Below are 16,065 nucleotides of genomic sequence, written 5' to 3'. Positions count from 1 at the left end.
ATTTTGAAGGTGTTTTTGCTCATTTTATTGGATTGCCTTATTTCTTTGTGTTGTTTGCCAACAGATCGCAGAACGCTTTTCCATATGGCGGAAGGTCAGGCGGGCGGCGGGCAGATACGATATGTCTGTCTGTCACGACAGCTTCGTCCTTCCAGATGGCTCCTGCGTTTTCCATATCATCACGAATGCCGGGTGTGGATGTTACGGTGAAACCGTCCAAAATTTTGGCGGAGATTAGCACCCAGCCTGCATGGCAGATTTGCCCGATGGGTTTTTGGGCGGCGTGTAACTCCTGTACAAGTTGAATCACCTTGGGATAGCGTCGCAGTTTATCCGGCGCCCAGCCTCCGGGGACAAGAATCCCGTCATAATCGCGGCTGTTCAGTTCCTCAAAGGCATATTCTGCTTCAGCAGGTACGCCATATTTTCCGATATATTTTTTACCCTTTTCAGCACCGGCCAAATGCACTTCTGCGCCTTCTTCACGGACACGGTACACAGGGTACCATAGCTCCAGATCCTCGAATTCCTCATCTACCAGGGCGATAACCTTTTTTCCTGCAAGTCTCGACATCTAACCATCCTTTCGTGCGTCACTTGATGACACGCTATTTTATATCTATACCTATACATCTTAAGAAAAAGAGCGTCTTAAGTCCATTCCTCTGCACATTCTCATAAATTGACTCGCTCTTTTAATACTAGCATCACCATTCCATAACCCACTAAACCTTTGGTAATTTGTTCATAGCTGCAATCTGTGGAAGGATTTGAGGTCACTAAGTCGAAATAAAAAAGGGTGTGAAAAATTTTATAGAGTTAACAAATCTTTTATAGACTAGTAGATAGATATATCTGGATTCTGATGAAATCCTCATATAGCTTGATCCTACGTAATGAGGTGGTTAAATGCATAAGCAATGCCAATGCGGTAAACCGATGGGGCTGGAGTTGAGAAAGGTGATTTACGCGAACAAGGTTGAAATTTTACATGTTCCTGTATTTTCATGCCCTTCTTGCTTCTCCAGTGAGGTTTTGCAGCATGTGACGAAGGACATTAAGGAGCTGCTACAAAATTTGGGAAGCAAGCCTACGGCTCGGCGTATTTCCTTTGCCCGTAATAACGAGTTGGCTGAAATCATTCGCAAGCTGGTGCTGGAGGAAGCGGGGAATCCTAATGTGGATTGGCAATCCTCTTTGGAGGAGCGAATGGAGCTTCGAATCAACCTGCTGCTGGACCTTTATCGTTATGCAAGAAGTCTAGGAGATGAGGATTGGATGAACGATGTACAGAATAGATTGGTGCAATTATCCGGTTTTACCAGTGAATCGGTGTTTATGAATACAAAAAACTAAAAAAAATGAAAATTTTCATGGTCACCATTGGATTTTACATGTTCTTTTTGTTAGGATGTGAATAGGACATACGACAATACGAGGAAAGGAATGTATATCCAATGGCGACGATGACAAAAATGACTACTGTTCAACAATTAGATGCGGCGCTGGAAGCGTCATCAGACAAGGCATTGCTTCTTTTTAAACATAGCACGCGCTGTCCGATTAGCTCTGGCGCACATCGGGAACTGGAGTCCTATTTGCAAGGCACTCCCAACGAAAATATTGAATACGGTATCATTTATGTAGTAGAAGACCGGCCGGTGTCCAATGAGGCTGCGAACAAGCTCCATCTGCAGCATGAATCACCGCAGGCTATTTTGATCAAGGGCGGAGAGGCTGTCTGGCATACATCCCATTCGAATATCACTGCGCGTGCGCTTCACGATCATTTGGTATAGATAGAATGAGCGCTGTCGTTGCATAAAGTAGTATTTTGTCGTATCATAGTCCTAATTAGTTGTTCTAGGATTCGGTTGAAAATTTATTGGCAATGGAGAGAAGGAATTTGACGGTAACGATCTATGATGTAGCTCGCGAAGCTGGTGTCTCAATGGCGACAGTGTCCCGTGTAGTTAACAATAATCCTAACGTAAAGCCTCAGACTCGCAAAAAGGTATATGAAGCGATTGAACAATTGGGATATCGCCCAAATGCGGTGGCAAGAGGTCTGGCTAGCAAGAAGACAACGACCGTTGGCGTGGTTATTCCGGATATATCGAACTCAATTTTTGCAGAAATTGCGCGCGGTATTGAGGATATTGCGAATATGTATCACTATAACATTATTTTGTGTAATGCCGATAAGCGGAAAGAAAAAGAGATTCGTGTCATCAATACGCTGCTCGAAAAGCAGGTTGATGGACTTCTGTTCATGGGTGGCACAGTAACGGACGAGCATATTCAGGCCTTTCATACGGCTGCGGTTCCTATCGTTCTGTGCGCTACGAGTGATGAGAAAGGCAGCTATCCTTCGGTTGATATTGACCATGAAGCCGCTGCTTTTGATGCAGTGAATACATTGATCCGCCACGGGCACCGTCAAATCGCGATGATTAGTGGTACTCTTCAGGATCCTGCGAACGGCTATGCACGTTTCCAAGGCTACAAGAGAGCGCTGGAAGCAGCAGGAATGGAGTATCAGGAAGATCTCGTGCGAATCGGGAACTATCGTTATGAGTCCGGTGTGGAGGCAATGAAGTATTTCCTGGGGCTCAAGAAGAAGCCAAGTGCGATTTTTGCGGCTACGGATGAAATGGCAATTGGTGCGATTCATAGCATTCAGGATGAAGGTTTGAAAGTACCGGACGATTTTTCTGTCATCAGTGTGGACAATATCCGTATGGCTTCCATGGTTCGTCCGCAGCTTACGACAGTGGCGCAACCGATGTACGATTTGGGTGCAGTAGCGATGCGTTTGCTGACCAAGCTGATGAAGAAGGAAAATGTGGAAAATCCTCGCGTCATTTTGCCGCATGAAACGATTTTGCGGTTATCGGTTAATTATTTAGACTAGACAGATTTGTTAACAGGATAGATTTCGATGAAAGCTCCTTTAATGGAGCTTTTTTCGTGAATAAATAGTCCATATTGCACATCATTAAACAAAGAAAAGAGGGATTTGAGATGAGCCGAATTTATGGACTAATTGGTGCCATGGATGAAGAAATTGAGCTGCTGCTTGCTGCAATGACTGAAGCTAGTAAGTCGGTCAAGGCTGGAATCACCTATACAAAGGGAGTCATTCACGGTCAACAGGTTGTCGTATGCAAGTCTGGTGTAGGTAAGGTCAATGCTGCGGTAACGACACAAATCCTTATCGATAGCTTTGGAGCGGAACAAATCATATTTACAGGAGTGGCAGGAGCGATCCATCCAGATTTAAATATTGGGGATATCGTGATCTCCTCGAAGTGTATGCAGCATGATATGGATGTAACGCCTTTGGGTTATGCCAGAGGGGTCATTCCTTATCAGGATACCTCGGAGTTTGCAGCTGATCCTGATCTTGTTTATCTAGCTGAGCAAGCCTGTCAGTCCTTTGGCGATCGTTATATTATCGGCAAGGTGCTTTCCGGTGACCAGTTTGTCGCCAGCCGTGAGCTGGTAGCCGCATTGTATCAGGAGCTGGACGGTGCCTGTACCGAGATGGAGGGCGCAGCAGTAGCTCAGACAGCCCATATGAACGCTGTGCCTTACATTGTTCTCCGCTCTATGTCTGATAAGGCAGACGGATCTGCCCACGTTAATTTTGGCGAATTCACAGTGGAATCTTCCCATCGTTCCCATCGGATTGTGGAGTATATGCTGAAGCATTTGAGTTAAAAGTCTAGCTGTGTAACATTTAATACATGAACCTTCTCACAAACCGGATACGGTCAAACTGTTCCCGTGATGTGAGGGGGACATCCTCGCCCATTCGGACCATTAGGCAATTCGCCGGGTGGGAACATATTTCAGGATCATCCGTAGCGTACCAGACCATATTCACTGTTTTCATCAGACGTTCCATCATGCGACGGTATTCCCATACGGAGAGACCGCTGCCTTTCAAATCCCAATGCCAATAGTACTCAGTCGTAAAGATGATATAGGATTCCAGTTGTCCATCCTCAAAGGCGACCCGGATCATTTGGCTTCCCAGACCCAGTCCGCGATATTCGTCGGCTACCTCAATCGCTCCAAGCTCCAGCAGGTCCTTCATTCCGGCTTCCGACCAGCGTTCCATCTCATCCGGATAGTGAAAAGTCACGTATCCGAAAATGGTTCCTCCATCATGAGCGATGATAATCCTGCCTTCCGGCAGTCCCGAAATATCCACCAACGCGTCGAATTGCTCCTTTGGCTTGCGAAAGGCGTCCAGTTGTGGATGCATTTGAAATGAACGCAGCTGTTCAACGGATACGGGGCCTTCTACGAAGATCTTTTGCCCGTTATGACTCAGCGTGTCCAAATGGTGCAGTTTTAAATGCTGCATACATGCGCCTCCTTGTTTACCATGACCTAGGTTTCCATATCCCCTACTTATAGCAAAAAAACAAATAAATGAAAAGGATGGTCGTCACATCCTCACCTATGATATACTGTTTTAGACATAAATTGTTCACAATTAGTCGCTTTTATCAAATGTTACACAAAGGAATTGGCATGCTTGTATTGAATTTGTAAGCGTTATCTTGTTCTGTATTTATTCTCATTATATCGTGAGGAGGCTGAACGCATGAAGATTGAAGAACTCCAGGCTGTAGTTCCCACATCCAATATGGGCCCGTATGAACAAGCTTACAACCGCTTTCAGTGGGAAGATGCAGAGCGTCATTTTACGTGGTATGAATCAGGCAAAGTGAATATGGCACATGAAGCGATTGACAGACATGTAGAGGAAGGGAGAGGCAGCAAAACGGCGTTGTTGTATTGTGACGCGAACCGCCATGAAGCCTATTCCTTTTCTCAATTGCGTGCCAGCTCCAACAGGTTTGGTAATGTGCTGCGTAAATATGGAATTGGCAAAGGGGAGCGGGTCTTTATCTTCATGCCGCGTTCACCTGAGCTAGTCATTAGTCTGCTTGGCATTTTGAAGGTAGGAGCAGTCGTGGGACCTTTATTTGAGGCATTTATGGAAACGGCGGTCAAGGATCGGCTGGAAGATAGCGGGGCGGTGGCGCTGGTGACAACGCCTGCACTTCTCTCGCGCGTAAAGCGTGAGGAGCTTCCGGAGCTGCGGCATATTTTTGTGGTTGGCGATGTGGACGAACGGGAGCAAGGGATTATTGATTTTGAATCGGAAATGCTTACGGCCTCCGAGGAACTTGAACCGGAGTGGCTGAGTCGTGAGGATGGGTTGATTATTCATTACACGTCAGGCTCAACGGGCAAGCCTAAAGGCGTGTATCATGTGCAAAACGCGATGATTCAGCACTATTATACCGGAAAAATGGTGCTGGATCTGCGTGAAGAGGATGTATATTGGTGTACAGCCGATCCCGGTTGGGTTACAGGAACGTCATATGGCATTTTTGCCCCATGGCTGAATGGAGCAACAAATGTTATTCGTGGCGGTCGTTTTAGCCCCGAGGACTGGTACCGAACCATTGAGCGTCATCAGGTGACTGTATGGTACAGCGCTCCTACGGCGTTTCGGATGCTCATGAGCGCAGGGGAGGATATCGTTGACAAATATGATCTCGGAAGCCTGCGGCATGTGCTATCCGTCGGAGAGCCGCTGAATCCCGAGGTAGTGCGCTGGGGGTGGCAGGTATATAAGCAGCGTATTCATGATACCTGGTGGATGACGGAAACGGGTGGCCAAATGATCTGTAATTACCCTGAGCTGCCGATTAAACCCGGCTCAATGGGAAAGCCATTGCCCGGCATACAGGCCGCTATTCTGGACGACAGAGGGCAAGTGCTGCCGCCTAACCGAATGGGGCATTTGGCGGTACGTACGCCGTGGCCGTCTATGATGAACCGTATATGGAACAACCCGAACAAATTTCAGGAGTATTTCCGTTTTTCCGGCTGGTATGTGTCCGGTGATTCTGCCTATATGGATGAGGATGGATACTTCTGGTTTCAGGGACGAATTGATGATGTCATTAATTCCTCAGGGGAGCGGATCGGTCCATTTGAGGTCGAGAGCAAGCTTCTGGAGCATCCCGCTGTAGCGGAGGCCGGAGTGATCGGAAAGCCGGATACTGTGCGGGGAGAGATCATTAAAGCTTTTATCGCACTTCGTGAAGGCTATATACCCTCGGAGGCTTTGCAGCAGGATATTTATCGCTTTGTCAAAGAAGGGCTGTCTGCCCATGCTGCACCACGTGAAATTGAGTTTAAGGAAAAGCTGCCCAAAACCCGTTCGGGTAAAATTATGAGACGTGTGTTGAAAGCCTGGGAGCTTAATCTGCCTACAGGGGATTTGTCTACCATAGAGGATTGAAATGCTTTACAAGAAAGATGCAAAAAAGGGAGTCTCCGAAGCCGTGACGGCTGAGGGGCTCCCTTTTTGTTGGTGCAGATAAAGTGGATTTTTACACATAATCAGTATTTGTTTTCTGTTGTGGGCTGTTATGGTCGAACGGCTCCAGAAGGAGCTGATTCTCCCAAGGCATTCATGGAAGTGATGCGGAACCAACCCTTCGGTTTGCTGCCTGCTTTATATTGAAAGCTGGTGGATGCGGTGGAGCCGATGTTTGTAAAAGGCTCCGCACCGCTTTCACTGTAATACACGTTATAGCCTGTAATCGCATCTGCAGGCTTTCCAGCACTCCATTGGAGTGCTACGGCTGAGCCTGCTGCTTTAGCTTGAGGCTGCCCAGGAGCCGTAGGAAGCTCCGTAGGCTTCGATTCTGTTCCATTTCCTTCACCCGGTACAATTGGATTCTCAGGATCAACAGGCGGCGCTACAGGCGCTGTACTTGCTTGGGAGCTTGGCTCAGACTCATGTCCGCCTACATCCACGGCGGTTACGTAGTAACTGGAGCTGCTGCTACCCGGGCTGTCAGAGAACACTTTGGAGCCGTCAGCCATGACGACTTTGCCAAGCCGTTGGAAGCTGCCCCCATCCGTAGAACGATATAGACGGTATCCTACGACATCACTGTTTCCACTCGGGCTAAAGCTGATCATAGCTTTGCCGTCACTATAGCTTACGCTAACGTTAGACGGGGCACTAGGATCGGCTCCATCGTCTTTACGCGGATCAATCTGGGTAGGAGCCGCCTTATCTGCATCCTGAGGCAGATAGTAGGACAACGAATTATGTCGTCTCATCACCGTAAAGGCTTGCTGGAGCTCTTTAATCAGCTCTGAAATCGGTTTTTCCCGCTTACTAACGGTCTGCTCATTCAACATGTCATCCGGTGTGCCGTCCCGTGGAATGTAATTGACACCTTGATAGGTAATATATTTGGCACGAGTGACACCATTTTCACTGTTTTTGGGTGGATACTTAATGTTGTAAATATCCGAACCATATGCGGACGCTGTTCTTGTTACAATACCGTCTGGCCGCTTGAAGCTGTCGGTTTGGAACAGATCTGGATCCTTTGCGGTCACTTCGTTCATGATTTGCGCCCATAGGCGGCGTGCCCGCTCTTTTTGTGCCTTCGTTTCAAGCTTGTTGACAGGTTGCTTGTAACCAACCCACACACCTAGCGTGACGTCAGGCGTAAAGCCCTCAAACCAAACATCAGTATAGGATTGTGTAGTGCCTGTTTTACCGGCAATCGGAATCTTACCAGCTTGATTGAAATTACGCTTGACCAGTCTGCCTGTACCTTCGGACACGGCTGTACGCAGCATATCCGTCATCAGATAGGCGGTTTGTGGTGTAAAGGCTTGTACAGGATTAGGCTGATGCTTATAAACAATATTGCCTTGCGAGTCCACAATCTTTTCAATCATGTAGGCGTCATTAAATACACCGCCATTTGGAATCGCACCATAAGCATTCGTCAGTTCCTCGACTGTGACCCCGTGGGCCAGGCCGCCCAGTACACCCGTCTGAGCGTTGTTATCGCTTGGTTCCAAGGTGGTAATGCCTAGCTTCTTGGCAAAATCCCAAGCTTTGCTGATACCTACTTTTTCGTTAAACAGCTTGAGTGCTATTGTATTTAGTGACTGATTCAGCGCATAGCGGGCCGTGACCAGCCCCTGATAGCGGTTATTGGAGTTTTTCGGGATGTGATACCCATTGCTGCCATCCTTCAAAATAATAGGTGCATCATCCACGATGCTGCCAGGCTGCACAAGACCGCTATCCAATGCAGGCAGATATGCTGCAATCGGCTTCATAGCCGATCCCGGCTGGCGTACCATTTGAGTAGCATAGTTCATCTGTTCCTTTTGGAAATCCCGGCCTTCCATCATACCGAGAATCGCGCCGGTTCTATGCTGGATAAGAATGGCGGCTGCCTGTTCGTCACCCTTGGTTTTACTTGTGGATGAGAAATTATTTTTGTTCTCTGCGATTTGGCGCATCGACTTGTAAATACTTTTATCAATAGTGGTGTATACCATATAACCACCTGTTCGAAGCTGCTGTTCAGCTTCTTTGAGCAAGTCGTTATCATCCTTGGTTTTGGCATCTGCACTGGCATTGGCCGCTTGACCCGGATTTGTGACCGACATAAGTGCCTGTGCCGCTTGCCGTTCCGTTTCCATCATAAGATACGGATACGTGTTGTAGGCTTTAACCGTGCGTGGAGCGAGCGACTTTTTGATATCAAAAGCCATCGCCTCATCATACTGTGCCTGATTGATTTTGTTCTCCTCCAGCATTCGGCTGAGTACCAGGTGCTGGCGGTTGATTGCCCTTTTAAAGCCGGACTCATTAAATTCGCCCTTACCGTTGTAAGCCGAATAAGAGGAAGGAAGCTGTGGCAGACCTGCCAGATAGGCGGCTTGAGCCACATTCAGCTTATTCAGATCATTCTCATTAAAAATACCTTTGGCCGCTGCTTTGATCCCAAAGACGTTATAGCCGCTTGACCCGTTACCAAAAGGTACTTTATTGAGATAAGCCGTAATAATTTGCTGCTTGCTCAGGAAGCGCTCAAGACGCAGAGAGAGCAAAATTTCCTTGATCTTGCGGTCATCCGTGCGATCCAGATTCAGAAAGACACGACGGGCGAGCTGCTGGGTCAGGGTGCTCCCCCCGGTTTGTACGGATTCATGCAAAGCTTTTTGTTTTATAGCCCGAAGCGTTCCCGACAGATCGACACCTTTATGCTCATAAAAATGGTTATCTTCAATGGCAATGACTGCGTTAATGACGAGTTGCGGAATCTCTTTAAACGTGACAGGACGCCGATCTTCTTCTGTCCGGAGCTGTCCGATAGGTGAGCCGTCATTGAAATAAGCGAAGCCTGTAATTGCATTTTTGCCTACTTCCTGTTCAATCATGGATCTGGAGCGTACAGGCTCGCTTTTCACAATAGAGGCTACATAGCCGGCTGCGGCTCCTCCTGCAAACAGCGCTCCCATAAAACCGATGATGACGACCCACTTTATGACACGGCCGAGCCTTCGCATGTATGTCCATAAGCGGGAAGGCTTTGGCTCTGACACATTGTTTTTTTCTTCAACCATTAAGTCTTCCTCCTTTATAACAGCCATTATTATAGCATAAAATTACAAAATGAACCCATATGCTAAAAAGCCTGTCTTTTGGTGTCGTCACTTCATAAAAGCGGTATGTTATAAACAGGTCAAAGTGAATTGCGTGAAAAGCAGAGAAAGACTTCAATAGAAGGTGGAAACACGTTGTGCAGAGAGCTGAACTTCCGATCACTGTTGCAACGGCAAACGCTTTTTTACAACCTCCATTGGAATAAAAAGCCGTGGTAAACTTAGCACAAATGATCAAACAAGCATGTGCAGGAATGTACATAATGGATTACGAAGTCTTATTAAATTCGCTTGGCGGATGAACGTCCAAACCATAACGAGTAAGGGGAAGGATCGTATGGACTACTTTAAAAGAATACAGTGTGCGATTGAGTTTATTGAAATGAATCTTCGGGAGGAGTTGAAAATTACTGAAATTGCTTCGCAAGCTTGCTTTTCAGCCTTTCATTTTCAGCGGCTTTTTCAGGCGATTTCTGGCTTTACGGTTCAACAGTATATAAGGAAGAGAAGATTATCGGAGGCGGCTGTAGGGCTGAAACAGTCTAATCAAAAGGTATTAGATATTGCTCTTGAATACCAGTACAGTTCGCAAGAAGCGTTTACACGTGCTTTTGAAAAAAGTTTTGGTGTCACCCCGGGGAGATACCGGAACGGTGATATAGATATTTCTCCACAACACAAGATCAATTTTCTGGATTATCAAAAGAACACCAAAGGGGATTTGGATGTGAATAAGCCGGTGATGTTGCAACTCGATACGATTAAGATTATAGGGTATGAATACAAAACAAACCTGAATCATGAGCAGCATTATAATGAGATTCCAGGATTTTATGATCACTTTGGAAGGAATGAGCATTTTATGCGCATTCCGAACAAAATTGCACCGGGGATATCGTACGGTATTGCTTGCTATTTTCAAGATAATGGTGAATTTTCGTTCGTGATTGGCGAGGAAGTTGAGGGAGAAGCGGAGGATTTGGCAAAGGACTTCATCTATATGGAGATTCCATCAGGAAGGTATGCCGAATTTAACGCTTCAGGTCCGAATGGCCGGGTTCAGGATGTACGAAACTATATCTACGGCACATGGCTTCCCAACTCTAATTTTGAGCGTAGGGAAGGACCGGATTTTGAAATCACCGATGTGATGAATTCTTCCTTTCCAGATTTGGATATTAAGGTATATATACCGATCGAATAAAATGTTGCAAGCTTCACGCAACAGTAACACAAAAAAAAGCACCCGAACCTCGTTCGGGTGCTTTTCGGTGCTATCACAAGGATTAGCGGTTGTAGAATTCGACGATTTGTTTTTCATCGATATCTTGGGACAATTCGCCACGCTCAGGCAAACGGATGTATTTGCCTTCCAGAGCTGCATCATTGTACTCCAAGTAAGCTGCCAAGTGGTTGCGGTTTTCCAAAGCTTCTTTGATGGAAGACAGGGAACGACTTCTTTCACGAAGACCGATCACGTCGCCCAGGCTTACTTGGTAAGAAGCGATGTCAACTTTTTTACCGTTCACAGTAACGTGACCGTGTGCTACCAATTGACGTGCGCCTGCACGGGAGTTAGCAAAGCCAAGACGGAACACGAGGTTGTCCAGGCGGCTTTCCAGCAAGAACATGAAGTTCTCACCAGCGATACCGTGCATGTGTTGAGCTTTGTTGAACAGAGTGCGGAATTGTTTTTCACCCAAGCCGTACATGTGACGCAGCTTTTGTTTTTCTTGAAGCTGCATACCGTAGTTGCTGATTTTTCTCCGTTGGTTTGCACCATGTTGTCCCGGAGGGAAAGGGCGTTTCAATTCTTTACCTGTGCCGCTCAGGGAAATCCCCAGACGACGGCTCAATTTAAATTTAGGACCAGTGTAACGTGCCATTATAGAGTTAACTCCTTCATAATTAAAATTTGAGTTGGGGCTCTCTTTGCGCTCCAATTTGTTCGGCGCTACCTATCAAGGTAATGCGCACTACTGACAGAAAAGTTCAGCCGCTGTCCTGTCAGCAACAAATAAGATGAGGGTGACACAAACTGTTACGCCCAAAATTTAAGATCCGCACAGTAGATAGTTCTGCCGTACAGTCTTTTTCATTAATATATACTATATGTAATAGTGGGTCAATGTCAAGAAGAGAAAAAGAGTGAAAACGTCAGAATTTGTCGATAGGGCTTTAGAACTAAAAAAGTGGGACGAATTTCTGAAAAATGGATGCATATTTCTGAAGTTAAGAGTAAAATAGATCATATCATAAGCTATAGTGGTGTATAGCCGCTGTCTTGGTACAGCTAATTTTGCTGTGAAGGAGCGCCCTTAATATGTCGGACTTTTCAACAACGGATCAGCAAACGCTTGACGGTAAAACAGCCCAGGCTAGCTGTGCCCCGCTGTTTGATGATAAAGGATATACGTCTTTTGCCTGGCTCCAAAACATGGATATGACACCATTTGATTTCCCCTATATTAATCAGCTTCTTGTCCAAGGATATCGAGAATGGTTGCAGCAGAGCAATGGCATATCATGGGTTAATGAAGAACATACCGCCGTTTTTAATTTTACAGGTGTTCGGGTTGCAGGTAGGGAAGAGGATGATGACGAGGATTTGGAGCTGGTCGAACGTTGCAGCTTGTCTGGAGAAATGGAAATAAGCCAACGCAAGCTTCGGGACGGAAGCCTTGCATTTGTGTACATGGTTCCTCTATTTTGCCGCCATCATAAGGATGAGGCTTTTGCTGCTCTTCGTTTTACACTGTCTGCTCAACATTCTGTTTCCGAGCAGGATGCATTATTGCCAGCAGCTTTGCATTTTAGATCCTGCTTTTATACGAAATTTGAGTATATATTTATGGAAGATATCCTCGGGATGAAGAACCGGAGCGACCGCGAAGGCAGGCGACGCTCTATTTTATTTCAGATTGTAAAGCGGATGCATGACAAGATTGATGTTGAAGGCGTGCTGGACGAGGTATTTGGCAGCATAGCTTACTTGTTTCCGCATGTGGATATCACGTTATATATGAGCCAGGATCGGCATAGTCGTAATCCACAGGTCAAACCTTTGTTGTTGCACGAGCGGGACGAGGATGTATGTGTGCGTGCATTTATGAAAGGTCAAATGGCTGTAAATGAGCCTGTAGGCACGGAAGGAGAAATGACCGAAATCGGCATTCCTTTACGTGGCAAGCAAGGAGTATATGGTGTATTTCATATGATTCTTCCATCCGGTGCCAAAAGCATGAAGAAAGTGGATGTGGAGCTGATCGCCATGATGGCAGACACAGCTGGCACCGCATTTGAAAATGCAAAGCTGCTGGAGCAATCCAATGTGCTCATCCATGAGTTGCGCCTCATTAATGAACTCGTTCAGCGCTTGAATCAAAGCCTTAAGCTGAATGAAATATTCGAGTTTGCTGTGCAGGAATTATTGAAAATGTTCTTGGCTGACTTTTGCTGTATTGTGCAACTCGATCAGGAGGAAAATTGCTTTAAGGTCACATCAAGCAACGTAGAAAGTTTGAGGCTGCACAGTTACTCTGGTGAGGATGGGTTTGCAGGGCTGATACGCAGAACAGGAGAGCCTGTCATCGTGTCAGATTACAGAAAGGAAGGGAAGGTATCCTCCGATTTTATGGATATGACCGACTCCCATTCTTTGATGGCGGTACCTATGAAGACCAGCGGTACGCCGAGAGGGGCTATTTTATTGTCCAGCAAGCTCCCTCACTTTTTTTCGTACGATAACTACAAAATGCTGCAAATGCTGGCTCCCCATATCGGTTTGGCTGTAACAAATGCCATGCTGCATGCTGAGGTACGGCGTCTGGCCAATATGGACATGTTAACGGGTTTGTATGTACGTCATTATGTGGACAAAGTGATTCAGAGGCATCAGGAGAAAGATTTTTGCGGATCTCTCATTCTGGTGGACATTGATCAGTTCAAACAGGTGAATGATACATACGGGCATCAGACAGGTGACCAGATATTGAAAAGCGTCAGCGATATTGTTCGTTCGGCGACTCGCAGCGAGGATGTATGTGCTAGATGGGGTGGCGAGGAACTGGCGATCTATTTGCCGCAGCTTGGGGTGCAGCAGGCGTTGGAATATGCGGAAAAAATTCGTTATCGCGTACAACATGAGACCCAGCCACAGGTGACCGTCTCCTGCGGAATTGCCGAATGGAATTGGCTGGATGAGCAGATTAGTATCGAATCTTTATTTTACAGGGCGGATATGGCTCTGTATGAGGCGAAAAATGAAGGGCGCAACCGGGTTGTTATTGATCATGTCAGTAATTCATAGAGAATGTTCCTAATGGAATATTCTCTTTTTTTACTGTGCATAACCTTTTGTATACAGGAAACCCTAATTGTAGCTATAAAGATAATAAATCTAGACATCTGAGTCGCATAAGCGGCACTAGAATGGATAAGTACAAGTAATGGTTATATCAGGACATGATGGGCGGATGATAGGATGCGTTGGAAAAGAGCATGGGTTATGCTAGTTTGTATGTTGCTCGTGATGTACTCGTTGAGTGGATGCACACTGACAGAACAGCAAAATGCGCCGGAGCAGATTTTTAAAAGAGCCGTTGCAGGAATAGCGGGCAAAGAAATGTTAACGTTCAAAGGACAGGCTGGTGTCATAACCAAAAACGGATTGCTGATGAACAAACAATTTGCATATCATGGTAAAGTAAGCAATCATGATGAATTGACCATGCATTGGGGTTCTGTGGCGGCTTTTAACAAACAGTCAGGCTATGCTGCACTCGAACAGGGCGTATCCGGGGATCGGGTAACAAAGGAGCGTTTTCTTCGTATGGATGGGAAATGGATTGCGGTGACGCCTGGTCGTATAGCTATGAATGGAGTAGGGATGTTAAATCGTTTTAATCCCATTCAGGAGATGGAGGAACTGAATGCACTGAATAAGACCATTCGTATGGAGGCTGGGGCAGCGCGGGGAACCTGGGTAGTGAGGATTGAGCCAGAATCGTCCTCGGCCAAGCGATGGTTGAAAGACCGTTTAATGAAAGAAATGGATGCCATAAACCCTCAACTCCTGCAAGCACACATGAAGCAGAACGGGAAGAATCAAGAGGTGCAGCAAAAACTGAATCGAATATGGGCACAGAGTCGTGAGGATATGAGTAGCCAATTAGAGCATTCTGAGGTGCAGGCTGTGTATCATCTGACGATAGACCGCCAAACAGGCTTGCCTCTGAAGTTGTCGTCGGAATGCAAAATTGCGCATCAGAAGGCAAATGGAGAGGGGCATGAGGAAGCTCTGATTACCAGAGTTGCTTTTGAGGGCTACAAGTAACAGGACGGGCATGATACAATGGACTTCGAATTAACCGTTGTTCAAAAAGAACGATCTAGAGAAGGAGAGACAACAAATGAAAGATCCCAGAATACTAAAGCTGGCAGAAAACCTGGTAGGCTACTCTGTTGAGGTGCAGCCGGGTGAGAACGTGCTGGTTGAAATGATCGGTACGGAGCGGGACCTGCTTAACGCCATTATTCATGAGGTAGGCAAAAAAGGGGGTAACGTTTTCGTTCAGCTCACGGATCGTAAGGTACAGAGTGCCATGCTTCGTCATGCAACAAAGGAAATGGTGCAAACCTGGGCTGAAATAGACCTCAATCGGATGAAACAAATGCATTGCTACATCGGGATTCGCGCTGGTGAAAATGTCAATGATCTGTCAGACGTGCCGGAAGACAAGATGAAATTGTATAATTCGATTTATCAGCATGCGGTACATAGCGAGCAGCGGGTGAAGCATACGAAATGGGTAGTGCTGCGTTATCCGAATGACAGTATGGCGCAATTGGCGAATACGAGCACAGAGGCGTTCGAAGATTTTTATTTCAATGTGTGTAATCTGGATTATGCAAAAATGGATAAGGCGCAGGACGCGCTGGCTGACTTGATGAACCGGACGGATAAGGTGCGGATTAGCGGACCGGGCACAGATCTGAATTTCTCTATTAAGCAAATCGGCGCCATCAAATGCTCCGGTCAATGTAATATCCCGGATGGCGAAGTATATAGCGCACCCGTGCGAGATTCCGTTAACGGAACCATTAGCTATAATGCACAAACGCTGTACAATGGTATCACCTTTGAAAATGTAAAATTCCGCTTTGAGAATGGTAAAATTGTAGAAGCAACGAGTAATGATACGAAGCGGCTGAACGACATTTTGGATTCCGACGAGGGAGCACGCTATATTGGCGAGTTTGCGATTGGGTTCAATCCGTATATTTTGCATCCAATGAAGGATATTCTGTTTGACGAAAAAATCGCAGGTAGCTTGCATTTCACCCCGGGTCAGGCCTATGAAACAGCAGACAACGGCAACCGTTCTTCGATTCATTGGGATTTGGTCTTGATTCAGCGTCCGGAATATGGGGGCGGCGAAATTTATTTTGACGATGTTATGATCCGCAAGGATGGCATTTTTGTGCTGCCCGAGTTGGAGCCGTTAAATCCCGAGAACTTGAAATAACGATATCTCTCCT

At 46.3% G+C, this 16,065-nt stretch carries 13 protein-coding genes; 9 read left to right on the top strand and 4 right to left on the bottom strand.

The window, feature by feature from the left end; genetic code table 11:
- Nucleotides 1-37: 37 nt before the first annotated feature.
- Nucleotides 38-574: a type 1 glutamine amidotransferase domain-containing protein gene (locus NST83_RS15355; protein WP_137063647.1), complete on the bottom strand. Its 537-nt coding sequence runs from the start codon at nucleotides 572-574 to the stop codon at nucleotides 38-40.
- Between the two features lie 335 nt (nucleotides 575-909).
- Here NST83_RS15355 and NST83_RS15350 point away from each other — a divergent pair, with 335 nt between their 5' ends.
- The 4 genes from NST83_RS15350 to NST83_RS15335 all read left to right on the top strand — a co-directional run bounded on the left by NST83_RS15350 (nucleotide 910) and on the right by NST83_RS15335 (nucleotide 3,723).
- Nucleotides 910-1,356 carry a hypothetical protein gene (locus NST83_RS15350; RefSeq protein ID WP_137063646.1) on the top strand — a complete coding sequence of 149 codons (447 nt, stop codon included), beginning with the start codon at nucleotides 910-912 and terminating at the stop codon, nucleotides 1,354-1,356.
- Between the two features lie 101 nt (nucleotides 1,357-1,457).
- Complete coding sequence (gene ytxJ, locus NST83_RS15345; RefSeq protein ID WP_342414811.1) at nucleotides 1,458-1,799, top strand: bacillithiol system redox-active protein YtxJ; 342 nt, start codon at nucleotides 1,458-1,460, stop codon at nucleotides 1,797-1,799.
- Between the two features lie 107 nt (nucleotides 1,800-1,906).
- Nucleotides 1,907-2,914: a catabolite control protein A gene (gene ccpA, locus NST83_RS15340; protein ID WP_044648625.1), complete on the top strand. Its 1,008-nt coding sequence runs from the start codon at nucleotides 1,907-1,909 to the stop codon at nucleotides 2,912-2,914.
- A 110-nt stretch (nucleotides 2,915-3,024) separates the two neighbouring features.
- Nucleotides 3,025-3,723: a 5'-methylthioadenosine/adenosylhomocysteine nucleosidase gene (locus NST83_RS15335; protein WP_137063644.1), complete on the top strand. Its 699-nt coding sequence runs from the start codon at nucleotides 3,025-3,027 to the stop codon at nucleotides 3,721-3,723.
- A 19-nt stretch (nucleotides 3,724-3,742) separates the two neighbouring features.
- Here NST83_RS15335 and NST83_RS15330 read toward each other — a convergent pair whose 3' ends face one another.
- Nucleotides 3,743-4,375 (bottom strand): GNAT family N-acetyltransferase, encoded by a 633-nt coding sequence (locus NST83_RS15330; RefSeq protein ID WP_342414810.1) that lies wholly within the window; start codon nucleotides 4,373-4,375, stop codon nucleotides 3,743-3,745.
- A gap of 243 nt (nucleotides 4,376-4,618) precedes the next feature.
- Here NST83_RS15330 and acsA point away from each other — a divergent pair, with 243 nt between their 5' ends.
- Nucleotides 4,619-6,334 (top strand): acetate--CoA ligase, encoded by a 1,716-nt coding sequence (gene acsA / locus NST83_RS15325; RefSeq protein ID WP_342414809.1) that lies wholly within the window; start codon nucleotides 4,619-4,621, stop codon nucleotides 6,332-6,334.
- 128 nt (nucleotides 6,335-6,462) lie between these two features.
- Here the strand turns inward: acsA and NST83_RS15320 are convergent, their stop codons facing one another.
- Entirely contained in the window at nucleotides 6,463-9,486 is a 3,024-nt protein-coding gene (locus tag NST83_RS15320; protein WP_342414808.1) for a transglycosylase domain-containing protein, read from the bottom strand.
- Nucleotides 9,487-9,862: 376 nt separating this feature from the next.
- Here NST83_RS15320 and NST83_RS15315 point away from each other — a divergent pair, with 376 nt between their 5' ends.
- Nucleotides 9,863-10,729 carry an effector binding domain-containing protein gene (locus tag NST83_RS15315; RefSeq protein ID WP_342414807.1) on the top strand — a complete coding sequence of 289 codons (867 nt, stop codon included), beginning with the start codon at nucleotides 9,863-9,865 and terminating at the stop codon, nucleotides 10,727-10,729.
- 82 nt (nucleotides 10,730-10,811) lie between these two features.
- Here NST83_RS15315 and rpsD read toward each other — a convergent pair whose 3' ends face one another.
- A complete protein-coding gene (gene rpsD, locus NST83_RS15310) occupies nucleotides 10,812-11,411 on the bottom strand; it encodes a 30S ribosomal protein S4 (protein WP_025684247.1) in 600 nt (199 codons plus the stop codon).
- Between the two features lie 437 nt (nucleotides 11,412-11,848).
- Between rpsD and NST83_RS15305 the strand changes: the two genes are divergently transcribed.
- From NST83_RS15305 to NST83_RS15295, 3 genes are all read left to right on the top strand, one after another.
- A complete protein-coding gene (locus NST83_RS15305) occupies nucleotides 11,849-13,834 on the top strand; it encodes a sensor domain-containing diguanylate cyclase (RefSeq protein ID WP_342414806.1) in 1,986 nt (661 codons plus the stop codon).
- Between the two features lie 174 nt (nucleotides 13,835-14,008).
- The gene (locus NST83_RS15300; RefSeq protein ID WP_342414805.1) at nucleotides 14,009-14,860 is read left to right on the top strand and encodes a hypothetical protein; all 852 of its coding nucleotides are present in this window, start codon (nucleotides 14,009-14,011) and stop codon (nucleotides 14,858-14,860) included.
- 76 nt (nucleotides 14,861-14,936) lie between these two features.
- Nucleotides 14,937-16,052 carry an aminopeptidase gene (locus NST83_RS15295; RefSeq protein ID WP_137063637.1) on the top strand — a complete coding sequence of 372 codons (1,116 nt, stop codon included), beginning with the start codon at nucleotides 14,937-14,939 and terminating at the stop codon, nucleotides 16,050-16,052.
- Nucleotides 16,053-16,065: the final 13 nt, after the last annotated feature.

The sequence above is a fragment of the Paenibacillus sp. FSL R10-2782 genome, from assembly GCF_038592985.1.
GTDB classification, from domain to species: Bacteria; Bacillota; Bacilli; order Paenibacillales; family Paenibacillaceae; genus Paenibacillus; species Paenibacillus terrae_C.
Note: the sequence above shows the minus strand (reverse complement) of the source record. Positions and strands in the feature narration are given on the sequence as shown.

Coding starts and splice junctions, on each gene's coding strand:
- NST83_RS15300 (WP_342414805.1), top strand. CDS start 14,009: ATGCGTTGGAAAAGAGCATGGGTTATGCTAGTTTGTATGTTGCTCGTG.
- NST83_RS15305 (WP_342414806.1), top strand. CDS start 11,849: ATGTCGGACTTTTCAACAACGGATCAGCAAACGCTTGACGGTAAAACA.
- rpsD (WP_025684247.1), bottom strand. CDS start 11,411: ATGGCACGTTACACTGGTCCTAAATTTAAATTGAGCCGTCGTCTGGGG.
- NST83_RS15295 (WP_137063637.1), top strand. CDS start 14,937: ATGAAAGATCCCAGAATACTAAAGCTGGCAGAAAACCTGGTAGGCTAC.
- NST83_RS15315 (WP_342414807.1), top strand. CDS start 9,863: ATGGACTACTTTAAAAGAATACAGTGTGCGATTGAGTTTATTGAAATG.
- NST83_RS15355 (WP_137063647.1), bottom strand. CDS start 574: ATGTCGAGACTTGCAGGAAAAAAGGTTATCGCCCTGGTAGATGAGGAA.
- NST83_RS15335 (WP_137063644.1), top strand. CDS start 3,025: ATGAGCCGAATTTATGGACTAATTGGTGCCATGGATGAAGAAATTGAG.
- acsA (WP_342414809.1), top strand. CDS start 4,619: ATGAAGATTGAAGAACTCCAGGCTGTAGTTCCCACATCCAATATGGGC.
- NST83_RS15330 (WP_342414810.1), bottom strand. CDS start 4,375: ATGCAGCATTTAAAACTGCACCATTTGGACACGCTGAGTCATAACGGG.
- NST83_RS15350 (WP_137063646.1), top strand. CDS start 910: ATGCATAAGCAATGCCAATGCGGTAAACCGATGGGGCTGGAGTTGAGA.
- ytxJ (WP_342414811.1), top strand. CDS start 1,458: ATGGCGACGATGACAAAAATGACTACTGTTCAACAATTAGATGCGGCG.
- NST83_RS15320 (WP_342414808.1), bottom strand. CDS start 9,486: ATGGTTGAAGAAAAAAACAATGTGTCAGAGCCAAAGCCTTCCCGCTTA.